This window comes from Selenomonas sp. FOBRC9, from assembly GCF_000287655.1.
Classification (GTDB): Bacteria; Bacillota; Negativicutes; order Selenomonadales; family Selenomonadaceae; genus Centipeda; species Centipeda artemidis.
This window is the reverse complement of record NZ_ALJR01000044.1, coordinates 103,614-127,251: the sequence shown is the minus strand read 5'-3', so window position 1 is coordinate 127,251 and position 23,638 is coordinate 103,614. Positions and strand designations below refer to the sequence as shown.

The 23,638-nt window shown below is 57.2% G+C and carries 24 protein-coding genes, 1 tRNA gene and 1 pseudogene; 7 read left to right on the top strand and 19 right to left on the bottom strand.

Features of this window, described 5'->3' with window-relative positions; genetic code table 11:
- Positions 1–2 precede the first annotated feature (2 nt).
- Entirely contained in the window at positions 3–584 is a 582-nt protein-coding gene (locus HMPREF1147_RS10690; protein ID WP_009349389.1) for a biotin transporter BioY, read from the bottom strand.
- A gap of 226 nt (positions 585–810) precedes the next feature.
- On the bottom strand, positions 811–1,767 hold the full coding sequence (locus HMPREF1147_RS10685; RefSeq protein WP_009658887.1) for a methyl-accepting chemotaxis protein: 957 nt from the start codon (positions 1,765–1,767) through the stop codon (positions 811–813).
- Between the two features lie 131 nt (positions 1,768–1,898).
- Between HMPREF1147_RS10685 and HMPREF1147_RS10680 the strand changes: the two genes are divergently transcribed.
- The 3 genes from HMPREF1147_RS10680 to HMPREF1147_RS10670 are packed head-to-tail and all read left to right on the top strand — an operon-like array spanning position 1,899 to position 3,473.
- A complete protein-coding gene (locus tag HMPREF1147_RS10680; protein WP_009658830.1) occupies positions 1,899–2,114 on the top strand; it encodes a DUF4160 domain-containing protein in 216 nt (71 codons plus the stop codon).
- Between the two features lie 32 nt (positions 2,115–2,146).
- Positions 2,147–2,395, top strand: a complete 249-nt coding sequence (locus HMPREF1147_RS10675; RefSeq protein ID WP_009658849.1) for a DUF2442 domain-containing protein — start codon at positions 2,147–2,149, stop codon at positions 2,393–2,395.
- Between the two features lie 31 nt (positions 2,396–2,426).
- Positions 2,427–3,473: an alpha/beta hydrolase gene (locus HMPREF1147_RS10670; RefSeq protein WP_009658837.1), complete on the top strand. Its 1,047-nt coding sequence runs from the start codon at positions 2,427–2,429 to the stop codon at positions 3,471–3,473.
- Positions 3,474–3,547: 74 nt separating this feature from the next.
- Here HMPREF1147_RS10670 and HMPREF1147_RS10665 read toward each other — a convergent pair whose 3' ends face one another.
- From HMPREF1147_RS10665 to deoC, 13 genes are all read right to left on the bottom strand, one after another.
- Positions 3,548–4,120 carry a hypothetical protein gene (locus tag HMPREF1147_RS10665; protein WP_009658856.1) on the bottom strand — a complete coding sequence of 191 codons (573 nt, stop codon included), beginning with the start codon at positions 4,118–4,120 and terminating at the stop codon, positions 3,548–3,550.
- Positions 4,121–4,335: 215 nt separating this feature from the next.
- Entirely contained in the window at positions 4,336–5,445 is a 1,110-nt protein-coding gene (locus HMPREF1147_RS10660; protein ID WP_009658818.1) for a sugar-binding protein, read from the bottom strand.
- Between the two features lie 251 nt (positions 5,446–5,696).
- The gene (locus HMPREF1147_RS10655; RefSeq protein WP_232208085.1) at positions 5,697–6,149 is read right to left on the bottom strand and encodes a hypothetical protein; all 453 of its coding nucleotides are present in this window, start codon (positions 6,147–6,149) and stop codon (positions 5,697–5,699) included.
- Between the two features lie 321 nt (positions 6,150–6,470).
- Complete coding sequence (locus HMPREF1147_RS10650; protein WP_009658804.1) at positions 6,471–7,478, bottom strand: ABC transporter permease; 1,008 nt, start codon at positions 7,476–7,478, stop codon at positions 6,471–6,473.
- A 2-nt stretch (positions 7,479–7,480) separates the two neighbouring features.
- Complete coding sequence (locus HMPREF1147_RS10645; RefSeq protein WP_009349400.1) at positions 7,481–8,488, bottom strand: ABC transporter permease; 1,008 nt, start codon at positions 8,486–8,488, stop codon at positions 7,481–7,483.
- Positions 8,485–9,987, bottom strand: coding sequence for a sugar ABC transporter ATP-binding protein (locus tag HMPREF1147_RS10640; RefSeq protein WP_009658797.1), 1,503 nt, complete (start codon positions 9,985–9,987; stop codon positions 8,485–8,487). The genes HMPREF1147_RS10645 and HMPREF1147_RS10640 overlap by 4 nt, the downstream gene beginning before the upstream one ends.
- A gap of 92 nt (positions 9,988–10,079) precedes the next feature.
- Entirely contained in the window at positions 10,080–11,165 is a 1,086-nt protein-coding gene (locus HMPREF1147_RS10635; protein ID WP_009658867.1) for an autoinducer 2 ABC transporter substrate-binding protein, read from the bottom strand.
- Between the two features lie 30 nt (positions 11,166–11,195).
- Positions 11,196–11,642 (bottom strand): RbsD/FucU family protein, encoded by a 447-nt coding sequence (locus HMPREF1147_RS10630; protein ID WP_009658853.1) that lies wholly within the window; start codon positions 11,640–11,642, stop codon positions 11,196–11,198.
- 19 nt (positions 11,643–11,661) lie between these two features.
- Positions 11,662–12,225 carry an SIS domain-containing protein gene (locus HMPREF1147_RS10625; RefSeq protein WP_009658876.1) on the bottom strand — a complete coding sequence of 188 codons (564 nt, stop codon included), beginning with the start codon at positions 12,223–12,225 and terminating at the stop codon, positions 11,662–11,664.
- The gene (locus HMPREF1147_RS10620; RefSeq protein WP_009658815.1) at positions 12,212–13,249 is read right to left on the bottom strand and encodes a LacI family DNA-binding transcriptional regulator; all 1,038 of its coding nucleotides are present in this window, start codon (positions 13,247–13,249) and stop codon (positions 12,212–12,214) included. Before HMPREF1147_RS10620 ends, HMPREF1147_RS10625 begins: the two co-directional genes overlap by 14 nt.
- A 109-nt stretch (positions 13,250–13,358) precedes the next feature.
- The gene (locus HMPREF1147_RS10615; RefSeq protein ID WP_009658861.1) at positions 13,359–14,978 is read right to left on the bottom strand and encodes a xylulokinase; all 1,620 of its coding nucleotides are present in this window, start codon (positions 14,976–14,978) and stop codon (positions 13,359–13,361) included.
- A gap of 13 nt (positions 14,979–14,991) precedes the next feature.
- Complete coding sequence (gene rbsK, locus HMPREF1147_RS10610; protein ID WP_037351505.1) at positions 14,992–15,933, bottom strand: ribokinase; 942 nt, start codon at positions 15,931–15,933, stop codon at positions 14,992–14,994.
- A 12-nt stretch (positions 15,934–15,945) separates the two neighbouring features.
- Positions 15,946–16,587: a deoxyribose-phosphate aldolase gene (gene deoC / locus HMPREF1147_RS10605; protein WP_009658809.1), complete on the bottom strand. Its 642-nt coding sequence runs from the start codon at positions 16,585–16,587 to the stop codon at positions 15,946–15,948.
- Positions 16,588–16,778: 191 nt separating this feature from the next.
- On the opposite strand from deoC, the gene HMPREF1147_RS10600 reads away from it, so the two are divergent.
- The 4 genes from HMPREF1147_RS10600 to HMPREF1147_RS10585 all read left to right on the top strand — a co-directional run bounded on the left by HMPREF1147_RS10600 (position 16,779) and on the right by HMPREF1147_RS10585 (position 20,423).
- Complete coding sequence (locus HMPREF1147_RS10600; protein WP_009658810.1) at positions 16,779–18,827, top strand: TonB-dependent copper receptor; 2,049 nt, start codon at positions 16,779–16,781, stop codon at positions 18,825–18,827.
- A gap of 410 nt (positions 18,828–19,237) precedes the next feature.
- Positions 19,238–19,672, top strand: coding sequence for a hypothetical protein (locus HMPREF1147_RS10595; RefSeq protein WP_009349413.1), 435 nt, complete (start codon positions 19,238–19,240; stop codon positions 19,670–19,672).
- A gap of 43 nt (positions 19,673–19,715) precedes the next feature.
- Positions 19,716–19,789, top strand: a tRNA-Gly gene (locus HMPREF1147_RS10590).
- Positions 19,790–19,949: 160 nt separating this feature from the next.
- Entirely contained in the window at positions 19,950–20,423 is a 474-nt protein-coding gene (locus HMPREF1147_RS10585) for a hypothetical protein (protein WP_009658888.1), read from the top strand.
- Between the two features lie 503 nt (positions 20,424–20,926).
- Here the strand turns inward: HMPREF1147_RS10585 and HMPREF1147_RS10580 are convergent.
- The 4 genes and pseudogenes from HMPREF1147_RS10580 to HMPREF1147_RS12110 form a co-directional block, all read right to left on the bottom strand.
- Positions 20,927–21,382, bottom strand: coding sequence for a hypothetical protein (locus HMPREF1147_RS10580; protein ID WP_009439359.1), 456 nt, complete (start codon positions 21,380–21,382; stop codon positions 20,927–20,929).
- Between the two features lie 718 nt (positions 21,383–22,100).
- Complete coding sequence (locus HMPREF1147_RS10575) at positions 22,101–22,541, bottom strand: hypothetical protein (protein WP_009439545.1); 441 nt, start codon at positions 22,539–22,541, stop codon at positions 22,101–22,103.
- Positions 22,542–22,585: 44 nt separating this feature from the next.
- Positions 22,586–23,026 carry a hypothetical protein gene (locus tag HMPREF1147_RS10570; protein WP_009658795.1) on the bottom strand — a complete coding sequence of 147 codons (441 nt, stop codon included), beginning with the start codon at positions 23,024–23,026 and terminating at the stop codon, positions 22,586–22,588.
- A gap of 137 nt (positions 23,027–23,163) precedes the next feature.
- Positions 23,164–23,342: pseudogene (locus tag HMPREF1147_RS12110) on the bottom strand (alanine:cation symporter family protein); the annotation flags it as partial.
- Positions 23,343–23,638: the final 296 nt, after the last annotated feature.

The window sequence follows — 23,638 nt, the reverse complement described above, 5'->3', positions numbered from 1 at the left end:
GATTACACTTCTTTCACTTGAACATGAGCCGGTACACTCTGCCACGCGCCCGCCCGCCGGAACCGCACGGCGAGCCACGCCGCCGCACCGCAGATGAGGAGATCGGGCGGCGTCTGGAGGATGCCGCAGTAGAGAATCGCCGTCCAGAGCGCGATCGGCGCCTCGAGCAGATAGTTCGACGCGAGATAGAACCAACTGATGCCGATGCCGTAGACGATCGCCATCCCGCCGAGGTTTACGAGCAGCAGCCGCCGAACGCCCGGCTCCGCCGTTTGCCGCGCCCACCGCCCGCAGAAATACGCCTGCACGATGAAGCCGAGCAGATAGCCGAACGTCGGCTGAAAGAGATACCCCGGCCCGCCGCCCATCGCAAAGACCGGCACGCCCACGAGACCGAGCAGCACATAGGCGCCGACTGCGATCGCTCCGAGCCGCGCCCCGAGCACGAGCCCCGCCAGCAGCGTAAACAGGAACTGCAAGGTGTAGACATCCGTCCCCACCGGGATGCGGATCCACGATCCCACCGTAATGAGCGCGATGAAAATCCCGCAGCGTACCAACTCTCGAACCTCCAAATGTTTCACAGAAACACGCCTCCTTTATTTGTTCGGTTTATGATACCTCTAAATATATCTTATTGTCAACAATATTTAGAGAATTAGTTTACTATAATTTTTCAAGTGTTTTAGACGTATCCGTTCCTATGTATCCGCATATGCGCATCAAAAACCGCCGCACCGCTGTTCAATGACAGGGTGGGCGGTTCTTTGTATACGGTACGTATGTTGTCTGCCGTACCTTAGGCTGTGCTTACACGTCGAATGTCTCGATCTGCCCTTTGATTGCGCGAACCTCCTCGGCAAGCTGACGTGCGACATCTGCCATTTCGTTGATCGCGTGTGTCTGCTGCTGGACGCTCGCCGCCATCTCCTCAGTGCTCGCGGCACTGTTCTGCGCGCTGCCCGCCAGCGAGCCGACGAGCGGCACAATTTCCTTGACGTTGGCAAAGATATTGGAGAGTGCATGCTCCAGGTTGCCGACGGCACGCTCCATCCGCTCAATGGATCCCGCAATATTCGTATAGTTGTTGCGCGTCGACTCGATTGCCGCCGCTTGCGCCTCAGCAGACGACTCGACATCCCTGATACAGGTCACGGTATTCTCCGAGTCGCGCTGCAGGGCGAGAATGACGGATTTGATATCGTTTGTAAAGAGGCCGGTCTGCTCTGCGAGCTTGCGCACCTCGCCTGCAACGACGGCAAAGCCGCGCCCTGTCTCACCTGCGCGCGCAGCTTCGATCGCCGCATTCAGCGCGAGGAGCTGTGTCTGTTCGGCGATGGACTCAATCATCGTGCTCGCTTCGCCAATTTTTCCTGCACTCGCATGGCTCTCCGTAACGAGGGCTGCAATACGCGCGACATTATCATTCACCTGCTTGGTCTCACGCAGCAGAGCCTCCACCGCTCGCGATCCATGCTCTTTTTCTTCGTTCACCATGCTGCTGACCTCCTTCAGGTCATGCAGCATCGTCTCATTTTCCCGCAACGCCGTCTCAATGGACCGGATGTTGTCGTTGATATTCTGCGTGTGCATTGCCTGATCGGTCGCACCGCTTGCGATACTCTCGATGGTGCGGCTGATCTGTTCGCCGGACTCCAGAACGCTCGTATTGGAGTGACTGAGCGTCGTTGACATATCGCCGAGTGCCGCTGCACCATGCGCGAGCGAGCCGACCATCGTCTTGATCTGCGCGCTGAAATCGTTCATCGTACGTGATAGGACGCCGATCTCATCCGCACTGTCATTTTTAAAAAGAAAGAATTTAGCATGCTATTGATTGACAAAGGAGTATACAATCATGCCTGTGATCGCTCGATTCTACGGTCTTGTTATATAAGATGTATTTTCAACAGGCGGAGCACAATCCTCCTCATTTTCATGTTGTATACGGCGAATATATCGGTGCCTTTGAGATTCAAACCCTGTGGATGATGGAGGGAGGCTTGCCCATGAAGGCACAATCACTTGTACAGGAATGGGCTGCGCAGCATACAGAGGAGTTGCTTCGCATCTGGAACACGCAGGAATTTATCAAGCTTCCCCCGCTTGAATAATCATTGTCCTGTGAAAAAGGAGGACACAACCGATGTTTCACAAGGTCAAAACGGTACGACCGTTGGCGGAATATACACTGCTTGTCGACTTCATGACAGGCGAGCGCAAGCATTATTACATTTTACCGCTTTTGAGCAGATTCGATACATTCCGGACGCTGACACAGATCAAGGGATTATTTGAGCAGGTGAAGGTGGGCGCCGGCGGATATGGGGTCAGCCGGAACGATGAGATCGATCCGGCCTGCAACGAGCTTTACGAAAACGGCGTAAGCATATAAGCACTATGGAAAAAGAAAGGAAGGGGATTTTATGAAGGCAAAGACATTATTGCTTGCACTGATGATTTCTGCGATAGGAGGGACGGCAATGGCGGCACAGACAATGCCGGATATGCGCGATGCAGAGATGGGCGGCGCGCCCGCCCTAGCGGAGCGGCCGGTTGTGATTCCGGAGGGGAGCGAGCGGCTCGACGTCATGAAGACGCGCCCGTATGTCTCCTACATCTCGAACGTCGTGTATGCGCAGGTTCCGAGCCGCGGCTATGAAAGCATCCCGCTGCGGATGGACATCCTCAAGCCGCAGGCAAAGGCGCCCATGCCCGCGCTCGTCTACGTCACGGGCGGCGGCTTCATCAACGCGAACAAGGACAGCTATCTCCAGCAGCGCATGGATCTCGCCGAAGCCGGCTACGTCGTCGCGAGCATCGAGTACCGCGTCGCGCCGACCGCGATCTTCCCGCAGCCGCTGCAGGATGTGAAGGCGGCCGTGCGCTATCTGCGCGCGAATGCGGCGAAGTTCAACATCGATCCCGCGCACATCGGCATCATCGGCGGCCCTGCGGGCGGCTATCTCACCGCAATGATGGGCACGACCAACGGTGACAAAGAGTTCGACGTCGGCGAGCACCTTGACGAGTCGAGCGACGTGCAGGCTGCGCTCGATATGTACGGTCTCTCGGATCTGACAAAGGTCGGCGACGACTATTCGGACGAGGTAAAGGCGGCGCATCGATCTGCGGGCGCGACCGAAGCGCTGTGGGTGAACGGCTCGCCCGTATTCGGCGGCAGGGACGGCGGCATCCTCGCCAATCCCGAAGGCGCAAAGGCTGCAAACCCCATTACCTATATCTCGAAGAAGACCGCGCCGTTCATGTTCATGCACGGCACGAACGACACTGCGGTCTCCCCGAGCCAAACAAACCTCCTGCATGAGGCGCTGCGTGCGCACGGCATCGCGTCGACGCGCTACGTCGTCCCGCACGCGCTCCACGGCGGCGATTACTGGGTGCAGCCGGAGGTCATGAAGGTCATCATCGCGTTCTTTGACAAGTATTTGAAGGGTGCCGACGGGAAATAAAATACGCATCAAAAAAGCTGCTGCCTTCGCAGATTCTAGTGTACGTGGGCTGCAGCCTTTTCTTATACGCTTTTCTATACGGTGTGCTCCTCTGCAGGATCCTTTTTTCGCTTGAAACATCCAAACAGGATAAAGATCAATTGTGCGATACAAATCGTCAGCAAGAAGCACAGAATACTGACGAAGATCGTCGAACCGTAGGGCCCCATCGAATTTTGCACCCGAAACGGATCCGGCGGCATAAACGTGACCCGCACCCATACATAGAGGATATTCAGAGCCGTAAGCGCAAGGAAGGTGCCGAGCGGGATCCACAGATACTTCAGCGGGCGCCCCGCATCCCGCAGACGGCAAACGGCGAGATATAGCTGCGGCACAAGCGGCAGCGCGGGCGCAAGCGGCAGACACAGCGTGTAAACACAATGCTCCACAAAATCCAATGTGTACCGATCCGGCGCGTCCGGCAGCCGCTCCGCCGCAGGCACAAAGATCGGCGCTAAAACCTGCATCATCAGCGCGGAAAGGACATCGACAACCTCGCCCCAATGCCAGAGAATCCAAATCCCTGCCGCAGTCAAAATGCCGGAACAAAGCATATAGGGGAGCGGTGATATTCTCCGGTCAAAGACCGCGCGAAGTTTTTGCATCAGAGGCTCCTTCTCGTAAAGCACGGGTTTTATTCAAAAACGACCGCATATCATCCATGCCCCCGACGAACCGACAGATTCATTTTTTTGTAAGTCCGTGCGGGCACAATGGCGCGGCATAATCCCCGCCGTGCTGTCACCGCGTGCCGCCGCAACACAAAAGGGAGGCTCCCCCGCCCGCGGGGGGCAATCTCCCTGTGTCGTCTCTATAAAAATTACTTCACACCGAGCGCACGCGATGCCGTACCGTCAATATCGACGGTGCTGTAGTAGCCGGAATCGACGAGGACGCTCTTATAATTCGACGCGTCGACGAGTGTTCCCTTCAGCACATGCGCGGGGACAACTTTTTTCCCGTTCATGAAATTCTGCGTGTCGTTGATCTCGGGCTGCTGCTTCCCGGCGATCGCCTCGACCATCTTTGCCGTCTCGAGCGCGAGCAGCCGCGTGTCCTTAAAGACGGACATAGTTTGCTCTCCTGCGATGAGCGCCTGCACATTCGGCAGGTCGGCATCCTGCCCCGTGAGCACAGGCATCGGACGCGCCGCCGAGCCGTAACCCGCGTCCTTCAGCGCAGCGAGGACGCCGAGTGCGATGGAGTCGTTCGCCGCGAGCACGGCGTCAAGGCTGCCCATCTCATACTGCTTGAGAAGCCCCGCCATGCGCTCCTTTGCCATCAGCGTCGCCCAGCCGGGCGTCGCGCACTGTTCCTGCGAGCGCTGCCCCGAGCGAATCGTGAGCTGCCCCTTGTCGATGTAAGGCTTCAGCACATCCATTGCGCCCGCATAGAGCACCTTAGCGTTGCTGTCCTCCATGGGACCCGCCGCGATCTCGAGGGTACCCTGTTTCCCCTCCGCAAGACCGAGCTTGTCCACAATGGTCTGTGCCTGCATCCGTCCGACGGCATAACTGTCGAACGTCGCATAGTAATCGACCGCATCCGTCCCCATGAGGAGGCGGTCATAGGCGATGACGGTCACCCCCGCCTGCTGCGCGCGCTCAATCACCGGGCGGAGCACATCGCCGTCCACCGCGGCGATGACAAGCACCTTGCAGCCCTCGCCGATCATCTGCTCGAGCTGCGTCTTTTGCTTTTCCGCGTCGTTGTCCGCAAACATGATGTCGACGTCGAAATCGCGCCCGCGCAGCTCCGTCTCGAGATACGCGCCGTCCCGGTTCCATCGGAGCAGCTGCTGTGCCGGCATCGCGACGCCCACCTTTGTCCCGCTGTTGTCGCGCGGTACGACGTCCGTTCCGCCGCAGCCCGCGAGACTCAATATTGCAGCGACAATCCCCGCATAGAAAAAATTTCTCCCCATTCGCATACCATCATCCTCCTGATCCGTGTATCAAGCCTCTGCAGGAAATCCCATGGATGTACCGTGAACGATCGTATACCTTTTTCTCATTGCTCTATGTTCAGTTCGTATATATCTCTTTAATGCTATCCTAGCAACCGGCATGATATTTGTCAAGGAAAAGGGGGCAGGAGAATATACTGCATATAAAAGGATTGCCGCAGAGCGTCTTCCTGCGGCAATCCTTTTCTCTCAGCACGGCAAAATGCCGCTCATATTTAGGTGTTTTTTGCGATGATCGCGCCGATGACGGCACCCGCAATTGCAGCGGTATTGACGCTGCCCTGCGAGTATCCGCCCCGACGGCTGCGATCGCGGTGGAATCCCCGGTCGTCCCTCCGGTCACGATCCCGGCGCGCAAGCGTGATCATATCGCCCCCGTTATATGAGTATGAAAGCGGCATATAGACGTCATCCGCCTTCTCGGCATGCACAGACTCTTCCGGATGCGCCGGCATGTGCACCTCATCCGCCTCGTCCGGCGGCACCGCCTCTTCGGGATGTGCCGGCACATGTACCTCGTCCGCTTCGCCCGGCGGCACTGCCTCTTCGGGATATGCCGGCACATGCACCTCGTCCGCCTCGTCTGCCGCCACTGCCGCGCGAACGGCTATATCGTCGTACGCAAATACGACGCTCCCTCCTCCATAACTCATAATACCTATCAGCATAACGGCAATATTCTTTTGCAAACGTTTTGTTATCATCTTTATCGCTTCCTTTCCGGCAGCAGCATTCTTCACCGCCCCGCTTTCTACGCATAACATACGACAAGCAGATGTGATGCGATTTAGGTCGGGGTATAAGTTCCGTTAGGAATGAACGCTTATAAAATAGTCCAAAAATAGTAAGCCCGCTGCACTGATATAGCTTTCAGCGCAGCGAGCTTTCTGTTCGTATGGAGTTATGCCGCCGTTAAAAGACCGCGCCGCGCTCTGATGGAGGCGACAGCTCCTATAACGGCAGTGCAATATCGGTGAAATCCAGTCCTCTCAATGTTCGCTCGCCTTTTTCTTCTCGCGCTCGCTCACGATGTGGTTGTAAATCAGGACGAAGATGAGCAGCGCGCCCCAGATAATCTGGCGGTAGAAGTTGGAGATGCTCTCGTACATGTTGAGCCAACTCGAGATCATCTGCACGATGAGGATGGCGACGATAACGCCCTTCATATTGCCCTTTCCGCCATAGGGATCGACACCGCCAAGCACCGCGATAAGGATCGCCTCCATGACGTAGGAGGCACCGTAGTCCGCCTTTGCCGAGTTGAATCGCCCGAGCATGATGATCCCCGCTGCGGCGCTGAGGAGACCGCTCAGCATATAGTTTGCGATATAGAGCCGCACATTGCTGAACCCTGTAAACGCCGATGCTTTGACACTCGTGCCGAGCATCCGCAGCTTGTACCCGAGCGTCGTGCGCTCCATGATAAACGCAGCCGCAGCGGCGAATACGGCGAAGATGAGGAACGGCACGGGAATGCCGAGCGGCTTTGCCGCCATCCCTTTCGCGATCTCAGGGGGGAGTCCGCCGAGTGTGCTGCCGCCCGTGAGCACGACGGCACATCCCATAAAGAGTGCCTGTGTGCCTAGTGTGGCGAGGATCGGCGTGATGCCGACGCCGCCGATGAGCAGCCCGTTGAGCGCGCCACAGAGCGTACCGAAGAGGAGTGCGAGCAGGAAAACGCAGAGGATAATCGCCGTCACGGTGCCCGCATCCGTCTCCGGTGTGACGAGCAGCAGCAGAGCCTTCGCGACGAGCACGGCGGAAAGGTTTGCAATGGCGACAACGCTGAGGTCGATGCCCGCGGTATAGAGGGTAAACGCCATCGCAATCGCGAGTAATCCAAACTCGGGGAACTGCTTGCCCATCGACTGGAAATTGTTGACGCTGAGGAAGAGCGTCCCTTTGAGTACAGTACAGATGATAAATACCGCGAGGAAAACGATACAGAGACGCGTCAGGTTCTGATCCTTTTGCATGAGGCTTCGAATGGTCGCCATGCTCATTCCCCTCCTTTATCAACTTGTACGGTGAGCCGCCGCGCATTTCGTTTCATCTGGATGGCGGAGATCGCAGTGCCGATGATAATGATCGCACCGGTAAAGACCTTTTGCCATGTGGTCGAGATGTCGAGCAGAATGAGGCTGTTGTCCACGACGGTGAGCAGCGCCATGCCGAGGAGTGCCCCGAGCACCGTCCCCTTGCCGCCCTCCATCCGGACGCCGCCGAGGACGCACGCAGCGATGACCGTCATCTCCAGTCCCTCAAGATTGTTCGGATGGACGGCTAGCAGCATGGTCGAGCGCAGGACGCCGATCAGCCCCGCCATACAGCCGGAGAAGGCGTAGATGAAGAGAATGGTCTTAAATACGCTAAATCCCGCACGCTGCGCCGCGCGCTCGTCGCCGCCGATGGCGTAGATGCCGCGCCCGAGCATCGTACGGTTGAGAATGAACCAACCGACAAAGACGAGCAGCAGCATGAAGAGGATGCCGACGGGCATGTCGGACGTCAGCCCCGAGACGGCATTGGTCGCCGAGAACAGTTTCATCTGCCCCATCTCGTAGAGCGGCGCCGTGAGCGGGTATTCACGCGACTTGAAGACGCCCTGCATGATGCCGAAACAGATGCTGCTTGTCCCGAGCGTTACGATGAGCGCAGGGAACCGGTAGCGCGCGATGATGAATCCGTTGACGAGCCCGACGAGGAGGCCGATGCCCATTGCCGCCGCAAAGAAGGCAATAGGATTCTCTACAACCCCATCCATACGTGAGCAGACGATGAACATCGACATGGAGGCAATCGCCGGAAAGGAGACGTCGACGCCGCCCGTGATGATGACGAACATCTCACCGATGCAGAACATCGCAGGCACCGAAAATGCACGCACGAGGTCGACCGCGTTGTTGCCCGTGAAGAACTGCCCGCTTTTCATCTCGATGGCAATGCAGAGCAGAAACAGAACGACGGTGATATAAAATTCCGTGGATGAAAAAAATCTCTTTTTCATGCCGTTTCCCCTCCTTCGTGTGCAAGTCCCGCGAGTTTGCTCTCGGTGAGCCCCGCCGTATCGAGCACGGCGGACAGACGCCCCGCACGCATCACCATGACGCGGTTGCAGTTCATGAGCACCTCCGGCAGGTCGTCGGAGATGATGAGCACGGTCAGTCCCGCACGCGCGAGTCGTTTGATGAGCTCATAGATGTCGAACTTTGCGCCGATGTCAACACCGACGGTCGGTCCGTTGAGGATGAGTACCCGCAGATCAAGCGCAAGCCATTTGGCGAGGACGCATTTCTGCTGATTGCCGCCCGAAAGCGTCCCGACATTGTCATGGATGTCGTGGAGAGCGATGGAGAGTTCCTTTGTCCAATGATGCGCCATCGCATCGATCTTGCCCCGATCCACAGCGCCGAACGCATTCGCAAAGGTCTCCCATTTGGTGGCGGATATGTTGTCGGCGATCGGCTGGCGCAGGAAAAGCCCCTCCGTCACACGATCGGACGGCAGATAGCCGATCCCGTGTGCGATGGCATCACGGATGGAGTGGATCGTCACCTTCTCCCCATGGATACGAATCTCACCGGTCTCGGCGGCATGACGTCCGAACAGGGTCTCGGCGAGCTCCGTGCGCCCCGATCCGAGCAGTCCCGTAATGCCGACGATCTCGCCGCGCCTGAGGCTAAAGCTCACGTCCCGGAACCCGCCTGCAAGCCCCAGCCGGTGCACCTCCAGCACGGCAGGAGCGTCCTTTTCCTCGTAGGTAAACGGCTGCGCAACGATCTCGCGCCCCGTCATATAGAGTGTGAACTTATCTTGATCGAGCTCTTTCGTATCGCCCGACGCAGCGTTGCGCCCGCTGCGGAAGATGGTGTAGCGCTCGGCAATCTCAAAGACCTCGTCGAGCTTGTGCGAGACGAATAGGACGGCGATGCCGCGCGACTGGAGCTCCCGGATGAGGCCGAAGAGTATCCTTACCTCTTTCTTCGTGAGCCCTGTCGTCGGCTCATCCATGATGATGAGCTTTGCATCGTTCAGCAGCGCTCGGCTGATGGCAATCATCTGCCGCATGCCGAACGTCAAATTCTCCACGAGCTCGTCGAGGTCGAGTTCGAGGTGTACCTTCGAGAGGGCGGCGTGGGCAATGTCGCGCATGCGTGCGCGGCTGACAAGTTTGCGCCCGCTTGCGACCTCCATGTTGAGCGCGAGATTTTCCATAACCGTGAGGTTCGGGAAGAGAGAGAGATCCTGATAGATGACCTGTATCCCCTTGGCGATCGCGAGCTGCGGCGTCATGCGCTCATGGCGCTCCCCGTCGATCTCGATATACCCCGCGTCCGGCGTATAAAATCCCGAGATGATGTTGATGATCGTGGATTTCCCGCAGCCGTTCTCGCCGGCAAGACAGTGTACCTCCCCTTTTCGAATGTCGAGACTGACCCCGTCGAGCGCCTTGACACCGCCGAAATACTTTTTGATGCCCGCCGCCCTGAGCATATACTCTGACACGTACGCCCCCTCCTCACATATAGATAGAATCAGCAAGAGCGCAGAAGGCGCCGGATAGGGCCTGCCGCGCTCTCACTCTCAATGGCTGACGCTTAGAAATTATAGTTGTCCACGTTGTCCTTGTTGATCGCGATCCAGCCCGCGCCCATAAAGAGATGCGGGTTCTCCTTGCTCACGATCAGTTTGCTGTAGGATTTGAGCCCGAGATCGGTGCCGTTCTCGATGGGCTTGCCCTCGAGCACGCGGCGCGCCATAACGCACATCGCATAGCCGGCTTCGGCAGGATCCCAGAGGGTGATGTAGGAGAGCGAGCCGTCCTTGATGAGCGCGCGGCACTCGTTCGGCATGCCCGTACCGACGACGAACACCTTGCCCTTGAGTCCCAGCTCATTGATCGCGCGCGCAACGCCCGGCGTATCCATCGAGCTCGTACCGACGAAGCCCGTCACCTCCGGATGGGATTTGAGGACTTCCTTGGCGACCTGATAGGCTTTCTCGGAGTTGTTCTCCGACTCGACGCGCTTGGGGTTGTCGAGGAGCTTCAGCCCGGGGTACTTTGCCTCCTGCTCGGCAACGGCGCCGTTCGCCCACTCGTTCTGCGAAGCGTTCGTCAGATGTGCGACCATGGTCGTGTAGATGCCTTTGCCGCCCATGGACTCCTGGAGCTTGTCCATGATGAACGCGCCGTAGCCCGCGTTGTTGAATGCCTCGAGATCATAGTCCACGTTCTTGCAGGTGGAGCCCTCATGCGTGATGACGATGATGCCCTTGTCGCGCGCCTCTTTCAGCACGGGGTCACACGCCGCCGGGTCGACCGGAACAACGCAGAGCGCCTGAATGTCCTGATTGATGACGTCCTGGATGACCTGCACCTGCTGTGCGGCATCCGTTGCGACGGGGCCCTTCTGGTAGGCGTTGATGCCGGTGTCGGCGGCAAACTGATTGACGCCCTCCTCCATGCGCGCGAACCAGCCGTTCGAAGAGTCCTTGACGACGACCGCGATCTTCCAGTCCTTCTTGTCTCCTTGCTTTGCGGCTTCGCTTGCGTCAACCACCTGCTTGACCTCGCTGCCGGAGGACGCGGTCTGCTTTCCGCCGTCTCCGCCGCCGCAGCCCATAACGCCCAGACAGAGCATCAGCCCTGCCGCGACGGCGGCGAATTTCTTTGATCCCTTCATGAAAATTCTCCTTTCAGCACTCGTCGGCGCTTACATAACGCCTTTTTGTAAGATCACACAGCCGTACGGCCGGCGTTCCCCTGTGGAAATGGTGACAAAGGCGGTCTTTGCCTTGTCGTAGAAACTGAAACGATCGATGAAGCCGACGCAGGATTGCCCCTTCGGCTCGTTCTTTTCGACGGCGGCGATGAACTCATCCCATACGGCGGGACGTCCGATTTCGGCGCGTTTTTCCTCCATCACGTCCATGATGAGCACGGGATGTTCCACATATTCGGTGTCGAGCGGCATGAGCTGCAGGATTGCATCCAGCATTGCAGCCGCGCCGATGCCGTCCGCATCAACAGTGATGCCGTCCCGTGCCATCGAAACGGAGGGATAAAAATCATCCGCGATGACGACGAGATCTCCATGCCCCATATCCGCAAGCGCTTTGAGCAGCGTCGGACTGATACACGACGGAATACCTTTTAACATAGATAGACCTCCTTTGCTCTCACTCGATATTGCGGTGGCGCGACTCCATGGTCTCCGGCGTCTGCCCCAGCCGCTCAGCCAGCATGATGATAATGATGTCAAACAGCAGGAAGAGATGCTGCTCGAATAAATTGCCCATCGGCTGTTCCGACGGCACGGTGCGCGGATCCGTCCCTTTATAGACGGCGGCGGGAACGAACACACAGCATTCCGCCGCCCGCGGCGTCCGCTCCTCCGGGGCGCCCGTAATGACGAGCCGGCGCGCGCCGGTATGCTCCGCCCTATCGAGCAGATAGTCGATGTGCCCGATCCTGCCGGAGCCGTTCACCACGAGGAACAGATCGCCCGCGTGCATCCCCGGCGTCGTGTCGTCCCACAGCCAATGCACTTCTTTGCCGAGATGCATGAGCCGCATGGCAAAGCTGCGTGCTGCAATCCCCTCGCGCCCCGCGCCCGCCACAAAGATGCGGCGTGCCGCGCACAGCTCCTCGAGGAGCGCTGCAAGATCGTCTTCACTCTGTGCTGTAAAGACCTGTTCATGCTCGTGGAGCACACGACGGTAAAGTTCTTCATAACGCTGCATTGGGGCCTCCCCTCCATTTCTCAGAACCGCGCAGAATGAGCTCCGTCGGGATAAAGATCTCCTCCCTGCCCGTATCCGCGCCGCTTTGCATCCGCCGCACGAGCAATTTGACGGCGTCCCGCCCCATGCGGCAGGTATCGCGGTCAACCACGCTCAGTGGGATGCCCGCCCAGCGGAGGAGGTCGATGTCGTCAAACCCGATCAGCGAGACATCGCTGCCGAGCCGCAGCCCCTTCTCCCTGAAGTAGCGCACGCAGCCGAGCGAGGTCATATTGTTCGCGGAAAAAATCGCCGTCGGCGGTTCCTCCTGCTCCATGAGCATGTGCATCGCCTCATAGGCACGCTCCTGGTGGAAGTCGCCCTGCGCGATATAGCGTTCCTCCAAGGGGATGCCCCACTTCGAGAGTGCGGCCGCGTATCCCTGCCGGCGTTCGCTGCCGGGGCGGGAGTCCTCCGGGCCGCTGATCGTCGCGATGCGTCGGTGCCCCTCGCCGATCAGGCACTCCACTGCCGCCATCGCCCCGCGGAAGTCCTCGGAGAACACCCCGTCGAACCTGCCGTGCCTGAGGCTGCGGTCGACCAGTACAACGGGAACATGCTCTGTCTCAAAAGCGGTCAGCGCGCGGCACAGCGACTCGCTGCCCGCCTCTACGGGAATGACGAGCATCCCGCTCATGCGCTCTGCGCGCATAGACGCAAGATAGCGGCGCTCCTTCTCCGCGCTGTCCTCGGTACTGCACAAAAAGATGTTGTACCCGTGTTTGTCCGCCGCATCGGTGATGCCGCGCAGCAGATGCGTGAAAAACGGGTTCTCAATATCGGGTACAAGAAAGCCGATGCTGCCCGTATCGCCCGTACTGAGCTTGCGCGCCACTGCATTCGGCGTATAGTCGAGCTCCGCAATCGCCTTGACCACACGGCTCTTCGTGGTCTCACGCACATACGGGCTGCCGTTCATCACGCGTGAAACGGTCGCAGAGGAGACGCGCGCCTTTTTTGCCACGTCGTAAATGTTGACCCCCACAATAACCGCTCCTTACCGTTGCCCTCTTTCCTGTAACCGATTACAATTTTAGTCTATTTTATTTCTTGCAAATTGTCAATATATTTTTATATTATCTTCCATGTAATTTTCATATCCTCTCATCGGAAGGAGGTTTATCCGGCAGAACCTGTGCCCCCTTCTCGACGGCGAGCGCCGTCCGGTACCGCTCGATGAAGCGGTCGTATCCCGCGGTGCCCGCAGGGTCGGGTACGCAGACAGACGTTCGCGCCGTACCGAAGACAACATCGTCGAGGAAATCCGCGAGCGTCTGCCCCTCCCGCGCACAGAGAGCAAAGACGGCGAGTACCGCCATGCCCCACGGGCCGCCCTCATGCGCCGTCTCCATGACGGCAATGGGCACGTTCAATGCATCCGCGAGGATTTGCTGCGCGACGACGGGTGTTTTGAAGAGACCGCCGTGCGCAATCATGCGCGTCGGGCTAACGCCCTCTTCCCTGACAAGGATCTCCATGCCGATCCGCAGCGGTGCAAACGCCGCGTAGAGCTGCGCCCGCATGAAGTTCGGCAGTGTAAACCGACTGTGCGGCGTGCGGACAAAGAGCGGCCGCCCTTCGCGTACCCCCGTGATATGCTCGCCCGAGAGGCAGGCATAGTTCAAGAGGTCGCCCGCATCCGCATCGCCTGTTCCCGCTGCGGCAAAGAGTTTTTGATAGAGCTCGTCCGGCGTGAGCGCGGTGCCGATCGCTGCGGCAAACGAGCCAAAAAGCGCCGCCCATGCGTTGATGTCCGAGGAGCAGTTATTCGTATGCACCATCGCAACGGGCGCGCCGTCGGGCGTCATAACGATGTCGATGTCCTTATGTACCTTGCGCAGCGGTGCTTCAAGGACGTTCATAGAGAATGCCGAGGTTCCGACGGAGATGTTCCCCGTTCCCCTGCGCACGGCATTCGCCCCCACCATGCCTGTCCCGGCATCGCCCTCGGGCGGTGCCATCCGGCTGCCCGCACGAAGCCGCCCGCTCGGATCGAGAAGCGCCGCGCCGTGCGGTGTCAGCGTTCCGGCAGGCTCCCCTGCACGCAGAACGCGCGGCAGGATATCCGCAATGTCCCACGGGAGCGCTTTCACCGCCGCAAGGCATCGAAAGGTCTCCAGCATACTGCCGTCATAGGTGCCGCGCTCCGCATCGACGGGGAACATGCCGGACGCATCGCCGATCCCAAGCACCCGCTCTCCCGAGAGCTGCCAATGTATATAGCCCGCGAGGGTCGTTAGGAAGCCGATTTCCCCCACATCCGATTCGCCCGAGAGAACGGCATGATAGAGATGCGCGATGCTCCAGCGCTGCGGGATATGAAAGCGGAAATACTCCGTAAGCGTATCCGCAGCCTGTGCCGTGATATTGTTCCGCCATGTGCGGAAGGGAGCGAGCTGACGCCCATCGCGGTCAAAGGCAAGATAGCCGTGCATCATGCCGCTGATCCCGACCGCATCGATGCGCGTGAGCGGCGTTCCATAACGCGCCTGCACATCTGCCGCGAGCGCCGCATAGGCAGCGCGTACCCCTTCCCATGCCGTATTTAGGTCATACGTCCAGACACCGTTTTCGAGACGGTTCTCCCATGTATAGCTGCCGCGCGCAAGGACGCGGCAGTTCATATCCGTGAGAACCGCCTTGATCCGCGTCGAGCCAAGCTCCAGCCCGAGCGCCGTTTCACCTGCGGCAATCGCCGCACGATGCGCGTCCATGATGCCCTCCTTTCTAGGAACGTGTGTCAAAGGAAAGCGGTGCATGAGACGCAATGAACGTCTCCACCGCATCCTTCGCCGGATAGGACATCTGCGTCCCCTTCGCCGTAACGCTCAGCGCGGCAAAGGCGCTCGCCGTCTGCATCGCCGCCCGTACATCCCCGTGCCGCACATAGCAGCCTGCAAAACAGCCGATGAACGCATCCCCTGCCCCCGAAGTATCCACGGCAGCGACCTGATACGCCCCCAGGCTGTATTTCTCCGCGCCCGTCATCCAAAGACTCCCGCGTCCGCCCATCGTGACAATAACGTTCTTCAGTCCCCGCGCAAGCAGGGTCTCGGCGGCACGCTCGATCTCCTCAACGGTCTCCGCAGGCATTCCCGTCAGGATCGCAAGCTCCGTCTCGTTCGGCACGAAGAAATCGCACGCGCACACCTTCTCTATGGAGAGATCCTTCGTCGCGGGGGCAGGATTCAGCAGGACGGGGATGCCGTGTTTCTGCCCGAAATCGATGGCATAGTAAACGGTTTCAAGAGGAATCTCGAGCTGCAGCAGGATCATGCCGCATTTTTTCAGATCTGCCTCCGCCTCGTCGATGTCACGCGGCAGAAGGCGGTTGTTCGCGCCTTTGATGATCAGGATGCTGTTCTGTCCGCTGCGGTCGACAAAGATGGGTGCAACACCGCTCGAGCCCTCCGTTTTCCGCACATAGGTTGTGTTGACCCCGCACGCCTTAAAGTTTGCGATCGTGTTGTCAGCAAAGATATCGCTGCCGACCTTTGTCACCATCCACACGTCCGCATCGTACTTCGCGGCAGCGACCGCTTGATTCGCGCCCTTGCCGCCGCAGCCGAGTGCAAAGTCCGGCGCCTCAAGCGTCTCGCCGGGCGCCGGCATCCGATCAATATACGCGGTCAGATCCACCATGTTCGAGCCGATGACTGCGATCCTCATCATGTATCCCTCCTATCCTACAATATCCACGCCGCGGCTCGTGCCGATGCGCGTGGCACCTGCGGCGATCATCGCCTCCGCGTCCGCGCGCGAGCCGATACCGCCCGCCGCCTTAACGCCCATCTCCGCACCGACCGTTTCGCGCATGAGCCGGACATCCTCCACAGTCGCACCGTGCGTACTGAATCCCGTCGAGGTCTTAACGAAATCCGCCCCCGCTTCCTTGGCGAGACGGCACGCAATCTTCTTCTCCTCATCGGTGAGAAGGCAGCACTCGATAATGACCTTGACCAGTGCCTTCCCCTTGGCAGCGCTTACAACGGCGGCGATGTCCTTTTTCACATAGTCCTCGTCGCCGTCCTTCAGCATCCCGACGGCGATGACCATATCGACCTCCGTCGCACCGTCCGCGATCGCCTTTTGCGTCTCGAACGCCTTCACCTCGGTCGGTGTTGCGCCCTGCGGGAACCCGACGACGGTGCAGACCGCAACGCCCGTCCCCGCAAGCCGGTGCGCCGCATACGCAACACGAATCGGGCTGACGCAGACGGAGGCAAATCGATATGCCTTCGCCTCGGTGAGCAGTTTGTCCAGATCCTCTTTCCGTGCATCCGTACGCAGCAGGGTATGATCGATACACTTTGCAAGTTCCATACAGCTGACCTCCTAAATTTTTAGATATTTCAATACCTAAATTGTAACATTGAATCAAAAATAAGTAAATACAATAAATAGTCTGCACTTATAGAAAAATGATAGATTGATTAGTTTTCAAAACTATGATATTATTCTATTGTTGTTAGAATCAATCTCATTTACATGATAAACGCACAGGAGGTATTCCAATGACTCGAATGACGCGCCGCCGCATACTCCCACTCCTCGGTCTCTTGCCGGGGCTCGCGCTGATGAGCGCACATGCTTATGCGGCGGACACGATGCACAATATGGAGATGGGCATGAACGGGATGACGGGTTCTGCCATTGCTCAGACAGTCCCCGACGAGTCCTATGAGTTCACGCTGCCGGAGATCGTTGTGACGGGCTATCGCTCCGAATCGCCGTTGACGATCGTGACCGATCCGAGGAGACCGCGCCAGCCAATCCCCGCGGCGGATGGCGGCGGCTATCTGAAATCCATCCCCGGGTTCTCCGTCGTGCGCAAGGGCGGCATCGGCGGCGATCCGATGATGCGCGGCATGGGCGGTTCGCGCATGGTGATGCAGATGGACGGCATGAGCATGGCGGGCGGCTGCCCGAACCGCATGGATCCGACGGCGACGTACGCGTTCCTGGAGACATACAGCCGCATCATCGTGAACAAAGGACCGCAAAGCGTGCGCTACGGCGCAAGCATCGCGGGCAGCGTCATCTTTGAGCGCGAGACGGAGCGGTTCGAGAAACCGGGCGTGCGCGGCAACGTCTCGCTGATGGGCGCCTCCAATCACCGTTTTGACGAGATCGTCGATGTCACGGCGGGCGGCAAGGAGGGTTACGCACGATTCATCCAGACGCGCAATTATTCGCAGGACTACAAGGACGGCGACGGGAACCGCATTCACTCAGGCTACGGACGGCACAGTCTTTCGGGCATCATCGGTCTGACCCCCGATGTGGACACGCTGTTCGAAGTCGCCTATGATTCCAGCCGCGGCTGGGGCAAGTTTGCTCACGGCATGATGGACGGGAGCAAGTTCGACCGCGACAGCTGGGCGGTGAAGTTCGAGCGCGCGCATATGTCTCCTGTGGTTGAAAAACTCACGCTGAATTTTAACCACGCCGATATCGATCATCTCATGGACAACTATACGTTCCGCAAGGGCATGATGGGTACGGATGTCAAGCGCCGTCAGTACGGTGTGCGCGTCGTCGCCGATCTGAAGTTTTCCCCGCGCACGACGGGTGCTGTCGGCATCGAGCTGGCACAGCAGGAGCACGCCTTTGCCCGCGCGATGAAGAATATGCCGCGCGCACCGTTCTCCACCGATATGACGATCAAGAATCTCGGCATGTTCTTCGAGTACAGCCGTGAGATGAAGGAGCGCGACCGCCTAAAGGCAGGTCTGCGCTGGGATCGCACAACGGATCACTACCATCCGTACATGGGGCGGCAGTCGGGCACGACCACCGACAACATGATGAGCGGCTTTATCCGCTGGGAACACACGGCAAAATCACAGCCGCTCACATTCTACATCGGTCTTGGTCACGCGGAGCGTCCCGCCGACTACTGGGAAGCGTATCACACATGGAACGTGCACCATAATCTTTCCACGCGCCCAAAGAAGGAACGCAATACGCAGCTCGACCTCGGCTGGGTCTACGGCGGTGAGAAGAACAGCGGCAGCCTCTCCCTCTTTTACAGTCATGTGCAGGACTTCATCCTGCGCCGCCCTGCAAACGACTACGCGAACGTGAATGCGCGGCTCTACGGGTTCGAGGCGGACTACACGCACAGCTTCTCCGATGCATTCTCCATGAACGCCGCGCTCGCCTACACGCGCGGCGACGACCGCACGAACGACGCAGCGCTCCCGCAGATCGCACCGCTCGAGGCAAATCTCACGGCGAAGTACGCACACGGCAAGGCCGAGGCAAATGCCGTCTGGCGGCTCGTTGCCCGGCAGAACCGTTTCCACACGGGCTACGGCAGCGTCACGGGTACGGACAGCGGCGCAACGGGCGGATTCGGCATCCTCTCGCTGAGCCTCGCCTACCGCCCCGACCCGAACCTGACATTCTCGCTCGGCGTTGACAATCTCTTTAACAAGACCTACAGTGAATTCGTCAACCACACGGAGCTGGCGGATGTCGCCGGTTTCTCGCCGCCCTCCAAGGCACATATCAACGAGCCGGGGCGCACCGTATGGTTCAAGACCAATTATCGGTTCTAAGCAAAGCAGATTCCGACACATCCCTCTTGAAAAATAATCGGGCTCGTGCCAACATGAGCTATAAATGAAGCTAGTGTCAATGACACAAACGTGAACCACTAGGAGCAGCCACTCCTAGTGGTTTTTCATGTTGCTCGTTTCAATTGTCACTCTCAGGAAGGCGCCGGTGCGGCATATCGCAGGCATAACACACCGCCCCCGCGCATAAACAACACAATTTTTTCCGCCATATCACATCGCCCCACGCCGCCCTCATAGGGGCAGCACGGCGTGCTGCGCCCTGTAACGGCATACGGCGGCATATCTTCATCGCCCACAGCCGCGCATAAATATCCCTATGTCTCCTTTCACTTTTTCCTTCAGTATGTTATAATGATTTTAATTTCAACTGCGGCAGGAGGTGATTGGTCGTGACAGAGGCGGCCAAGGCATTCGAGGAATACATCAAGAAGGAAAACATCACGGGATTTCAGATTCGCGAACCGGGCGATGAGCGCCAAACCACCGTCTTTGAGAGCGAGCTTGAGATCGAGGGGCGGCGACTCCCGATCCTCGTCATCATTGACGCCACCGCGTACGCGACCGTGCGCATCCGCCTCGCGCAGAACGCCGTCGACGACACGAACGCCATGCTCCTCACCGGCTGGCTCATGCGGCAGAACCAAGACAGCCGCCTCGTGAAGTTCTACCTCACCTCCGACACGACCATCATCGCCGACGTCGTCGTACCGCATGCGCCCGAGCAGTTCGATCCCGACGTTATGGGGAGCGTTCTGCGCGTCTTTGTCCGCGACATCACAGCCCTTATGCCCGAGCTCATCCAGCTCCTGCCCGAGGCGGAATGAACGATTGACAAAACGCCGGATGTCTGCTATCATGTAGAACATCGCGGGCATAGTTCATCGGTAGAATGAAAGCTTCCCAAGCTTTAGAGGTGGGTTCGACTCCCATTGCCCGCTCCATAGGAAATAATAAGCCGTCCGGTTGGACGGCTTTTTTCGTATATTTTCATATTACAGATATGTGATATGGACAAGGAATAGAGCTTTACAATCATTGCCTCGCATTGTAAAATAAGATACAAATTATACGGATACAGTGACACACGAAGGAGAATCCCCCATGCGGATGCCGGAATTATTTGACAACACCAAAAACGTGGTCAAGGATGATTTGGCGCAGACCATCAAAAAGGGCGATCGGCTGTCCATTGCCGCCGCCTGTTTCTCCATCTACGCATACAGCGTCCTCAAGGAGCAGCTTGACGCCATCGACGAGCTGCGGTTCATCTTCACTGCGCCCACATTTTTGAAAGAAAAAGCGCCCAAAGAAAAACGCGAATTTTACATTCCGCGCCTCGGACGTGAGCGCTCCCTTTACGGAACAGCGTTCGAGGTGAAACTCCGCAACGAGTTGACACAGAAAGCCGTTGCGCGCGAATGCGCCGACTGGATTCGGAACAAAGTCCGTTTTCGCTCCAACCGCACCGGCGACACCATCCCGGGCTTTATGAACATCAACGGCACCGACGCCGTGACCTACATGCCGCTCAGCGGATTCACCACGGCGGACATCGGGTGCGAGCGCGGACTGTAGAAAAACACGTTTCCTATCTTCCGTTGAGGAAAAATGTCTGCAAGCAATAAACTCAATTGACTCGATAGTTCAGCCTTCAAAAATAATCTTCTCAGGTCCGTGAGCGCTAAGTCTCTATAATAATTATGGAATAAGCCCTTCCCCCAAAATAATATCAGTATATATCAACCAATTACTATTTTTAATTACATAAGAAATTATTGTCCTGAATTAGATAATAAAGATAATAAATTTACCATTCATAACGAAGATACTCTCAAAAAGCTTCTCTACGGAATTGAACAGCGTTACTATACAACGCCGGTTGGAGAAGAACGTCGTCTTGCAAACTCTGTGATATCGCTAAAATAAAGTGTGAGATGTTCAGCGACGAGGTACACGGGCATACAGGAGTTTTCTCGTTATGAGTCCTTTTCTTTGTTAAATTGTGTTGCACTTAGATTGTACATCCAAGACATGAAAACTCGAACTTGAACGCTGCCAATCAAATACTAATAGCTCCTCTAAAATTGCTCGGTGCAGATCAGCCACAACAAATAAAGCAGGGCGAACATCGAAAGGGGAACGCCCCATGCGAGAATTTCCAACCGCCATAGGAACGCAAAGTACTTGCGGTCAACGCGCGGCAGCAGCCCATCAATCAAAACACGCCGCCAATAACGCGTATAGACGCTAATCCCATAGCACGGGATGAGGTTCATCATCCAAACATAGAAGACAAAGACCTTCCCCCCTAAATCTGTATGTACAAATGAAAGAACAATACCGGAATACAGATCCACAAGATAGGGGATCACCCCCATCATCACCGCGCAAAAGATACTCGACATTACAAAGAGCAACGGCGTACTCGCTTCGCCCTTATGATGCCAATACAGGACATGAATAAACGCGCGCCCCGAGAGAATGGCAACCGCCGCAATCAGCGCGCGCATGAAATATACTTCTGATTCGCTCATATGCGCTTCCTCTTTTAATATAGTATCTCATGTCAGCCAAACAGGATCGGTACAGGCGAGCGCCTGCGCGGGCGATTCGACAAAGATAAAGACAGCACCGATCGAGATCAGCCCCATCATAAAGATGAAGTAGTCGAGTATCTGCCCGCAGACGAATGATTGAGCACAGCAGCGAAGGCAATCGCCGTTAAAAACATAAGCAGCAGTTTTTTGAAGAACCGGTCGCCGACTTGTATGTTGGGAGGAGATTCTACGGCAGCCTCCTTTGACTAAACCGCAGCCATTGACGCCATTATAACATAGACTGCCGTGCCGCGATAGAAAGAATCCGCGCGGCACGATCGTTTTTCCTGCGGCGGACTTGCGGGCAGCGGTACGATCTGCTATAATGGACACAGAAAGAACGCCCCCGGGCGGCATCTTTCCAAAATCGAATCGTTATTTACAGAGAAATAACCGCTCGACCTGGGAGAAGGGCGGTTATTTCTTTTGTATGATGAGCAGGTAACCAGTTGCCGCGACCAGTAAAACTATCGCATCAAATACAGTCATTGCCATCACCCCCTTTCGGGGGAAAGACACCGCCTCTGTCCGAGGAACGTTCCACGCACATGATAGCCGATACGCGGCTAAAAATCAAACATTTTTTCTGATTTGTCGAAAAGAATCCGTGCGCCAGCGGTTTTGTGCCGTGGATCCTTTTCGGCTGAGGCCGATCTCACGATGTGAAAAACGTATAGAGTCCGCCGATGACCATCCCGAGCGGCAGCGGACAAAGCCAATACGTGCCGCACGTCAGCCAAAGACTGAGGGAGCGATGCCGTGCGTCCGGCGGGGGCAGCGCGCCGACGTCCGGCCCTTTCAGATAGCGCCGATACCGGCAGCCCGGGTACCAACTAGTTAAGAGTGTGCATCCTATATAGAACGTAAGCAATCCACTCCCAACATCCGTTAAATGTCGCGGCAGGATAAAAGCGGCGGCAAATCCCCATAGCGCCAACATCCCCGCGGCAAGCGTCTGCCCGATGAGCCAGCATACCGCCTGCCTGCTGACACGCCCCTCCCGCTGCGCCGTCCACGCATGGTACGTCAGCCGGCCAAGGCCGACAGACATACCGAGAAACAAAGATAACCAAAGCGCCGCAAAAATCATCCACATAGCGCGCATCCCTCCTCCCGGCGATACATTTTTCTCACGAACAGCTACAGCGATGCGGCGACCATCAATATCCCGATCAGCATGACGAGCCCCCCGATAGGCCATATACAGAACCCATGCATTAAATATCCGTAGGAACGATAATGTTCCGCATCCATCGGAGGCAGATCATGCATATCCGTCCGCTTCAAATAGCGAATATACCTTCGATCCGTATACGATCCAATAAAAATTACACTCCCCATGCAAAAAACAAGCATTCCTCTCGCCGTCCCCGTTTGCATAAAGGGCGCCGTCCGGATCAGCGGATCCAAAAGGCCTAAAATCAGCACGATGACGATACCGTATAGCCGCCCCGCCATACGACAGAGCCTCCGTCCGCTGACCCGCCCTTCCCGATAATAGCCGACGAACCTGCACAGCCGCCGACCATAGAGGAACGTCCCCGCTGCAACGAGCAGAATACATAAAATATTTCCCCACATGGGAACCTCCCTCCCCGCTCCTGGTCATACGGTATTTCCTTCAGAATATCCCTTGATCATGGCACTGTCAATTGAAAAATGGTACCCTCACTCATGCATGCCGCTCCGACATAAAGTGCCGACATGAAAAGCGCGCGTCACCGCCCCATCTGCTCCATATACGCACGTGTCTCCCTCACAACGACGTCCGAAAGCGCGAGCAGGGCGATGAGGTTTAGGATCGCCCCGGAACCGTTGACGATGTCGGCGGACACCCAATCGCCTCGAGTTTGAGGAACGCGCCGAGCACAATGCGCATGATAAAGACGAGGTGGTACCGGGGCGTATGCCTCCGTGCCCATCATCCCTCCCTACCGCTGTAACACAACAAAAAGAAGGGGCTGTAACGAAATACTACAAACAAAGATTGGGTACATATCAGCCGGAAGCCCTGTATTTATTGCATAAGAAAAGGACTGTAACGAAAGTGCGAAAAACGCTATTTCGTTACAGTCCCCAATTCCACTTATCATAATGCTGCTTATTTTTAGAACGATACTCAAAAGGATCAGAACCCCGCCGAGCCACAATAATGCAAAACCTTTATACAAGCTGTCTTCGAACATCCTGCGG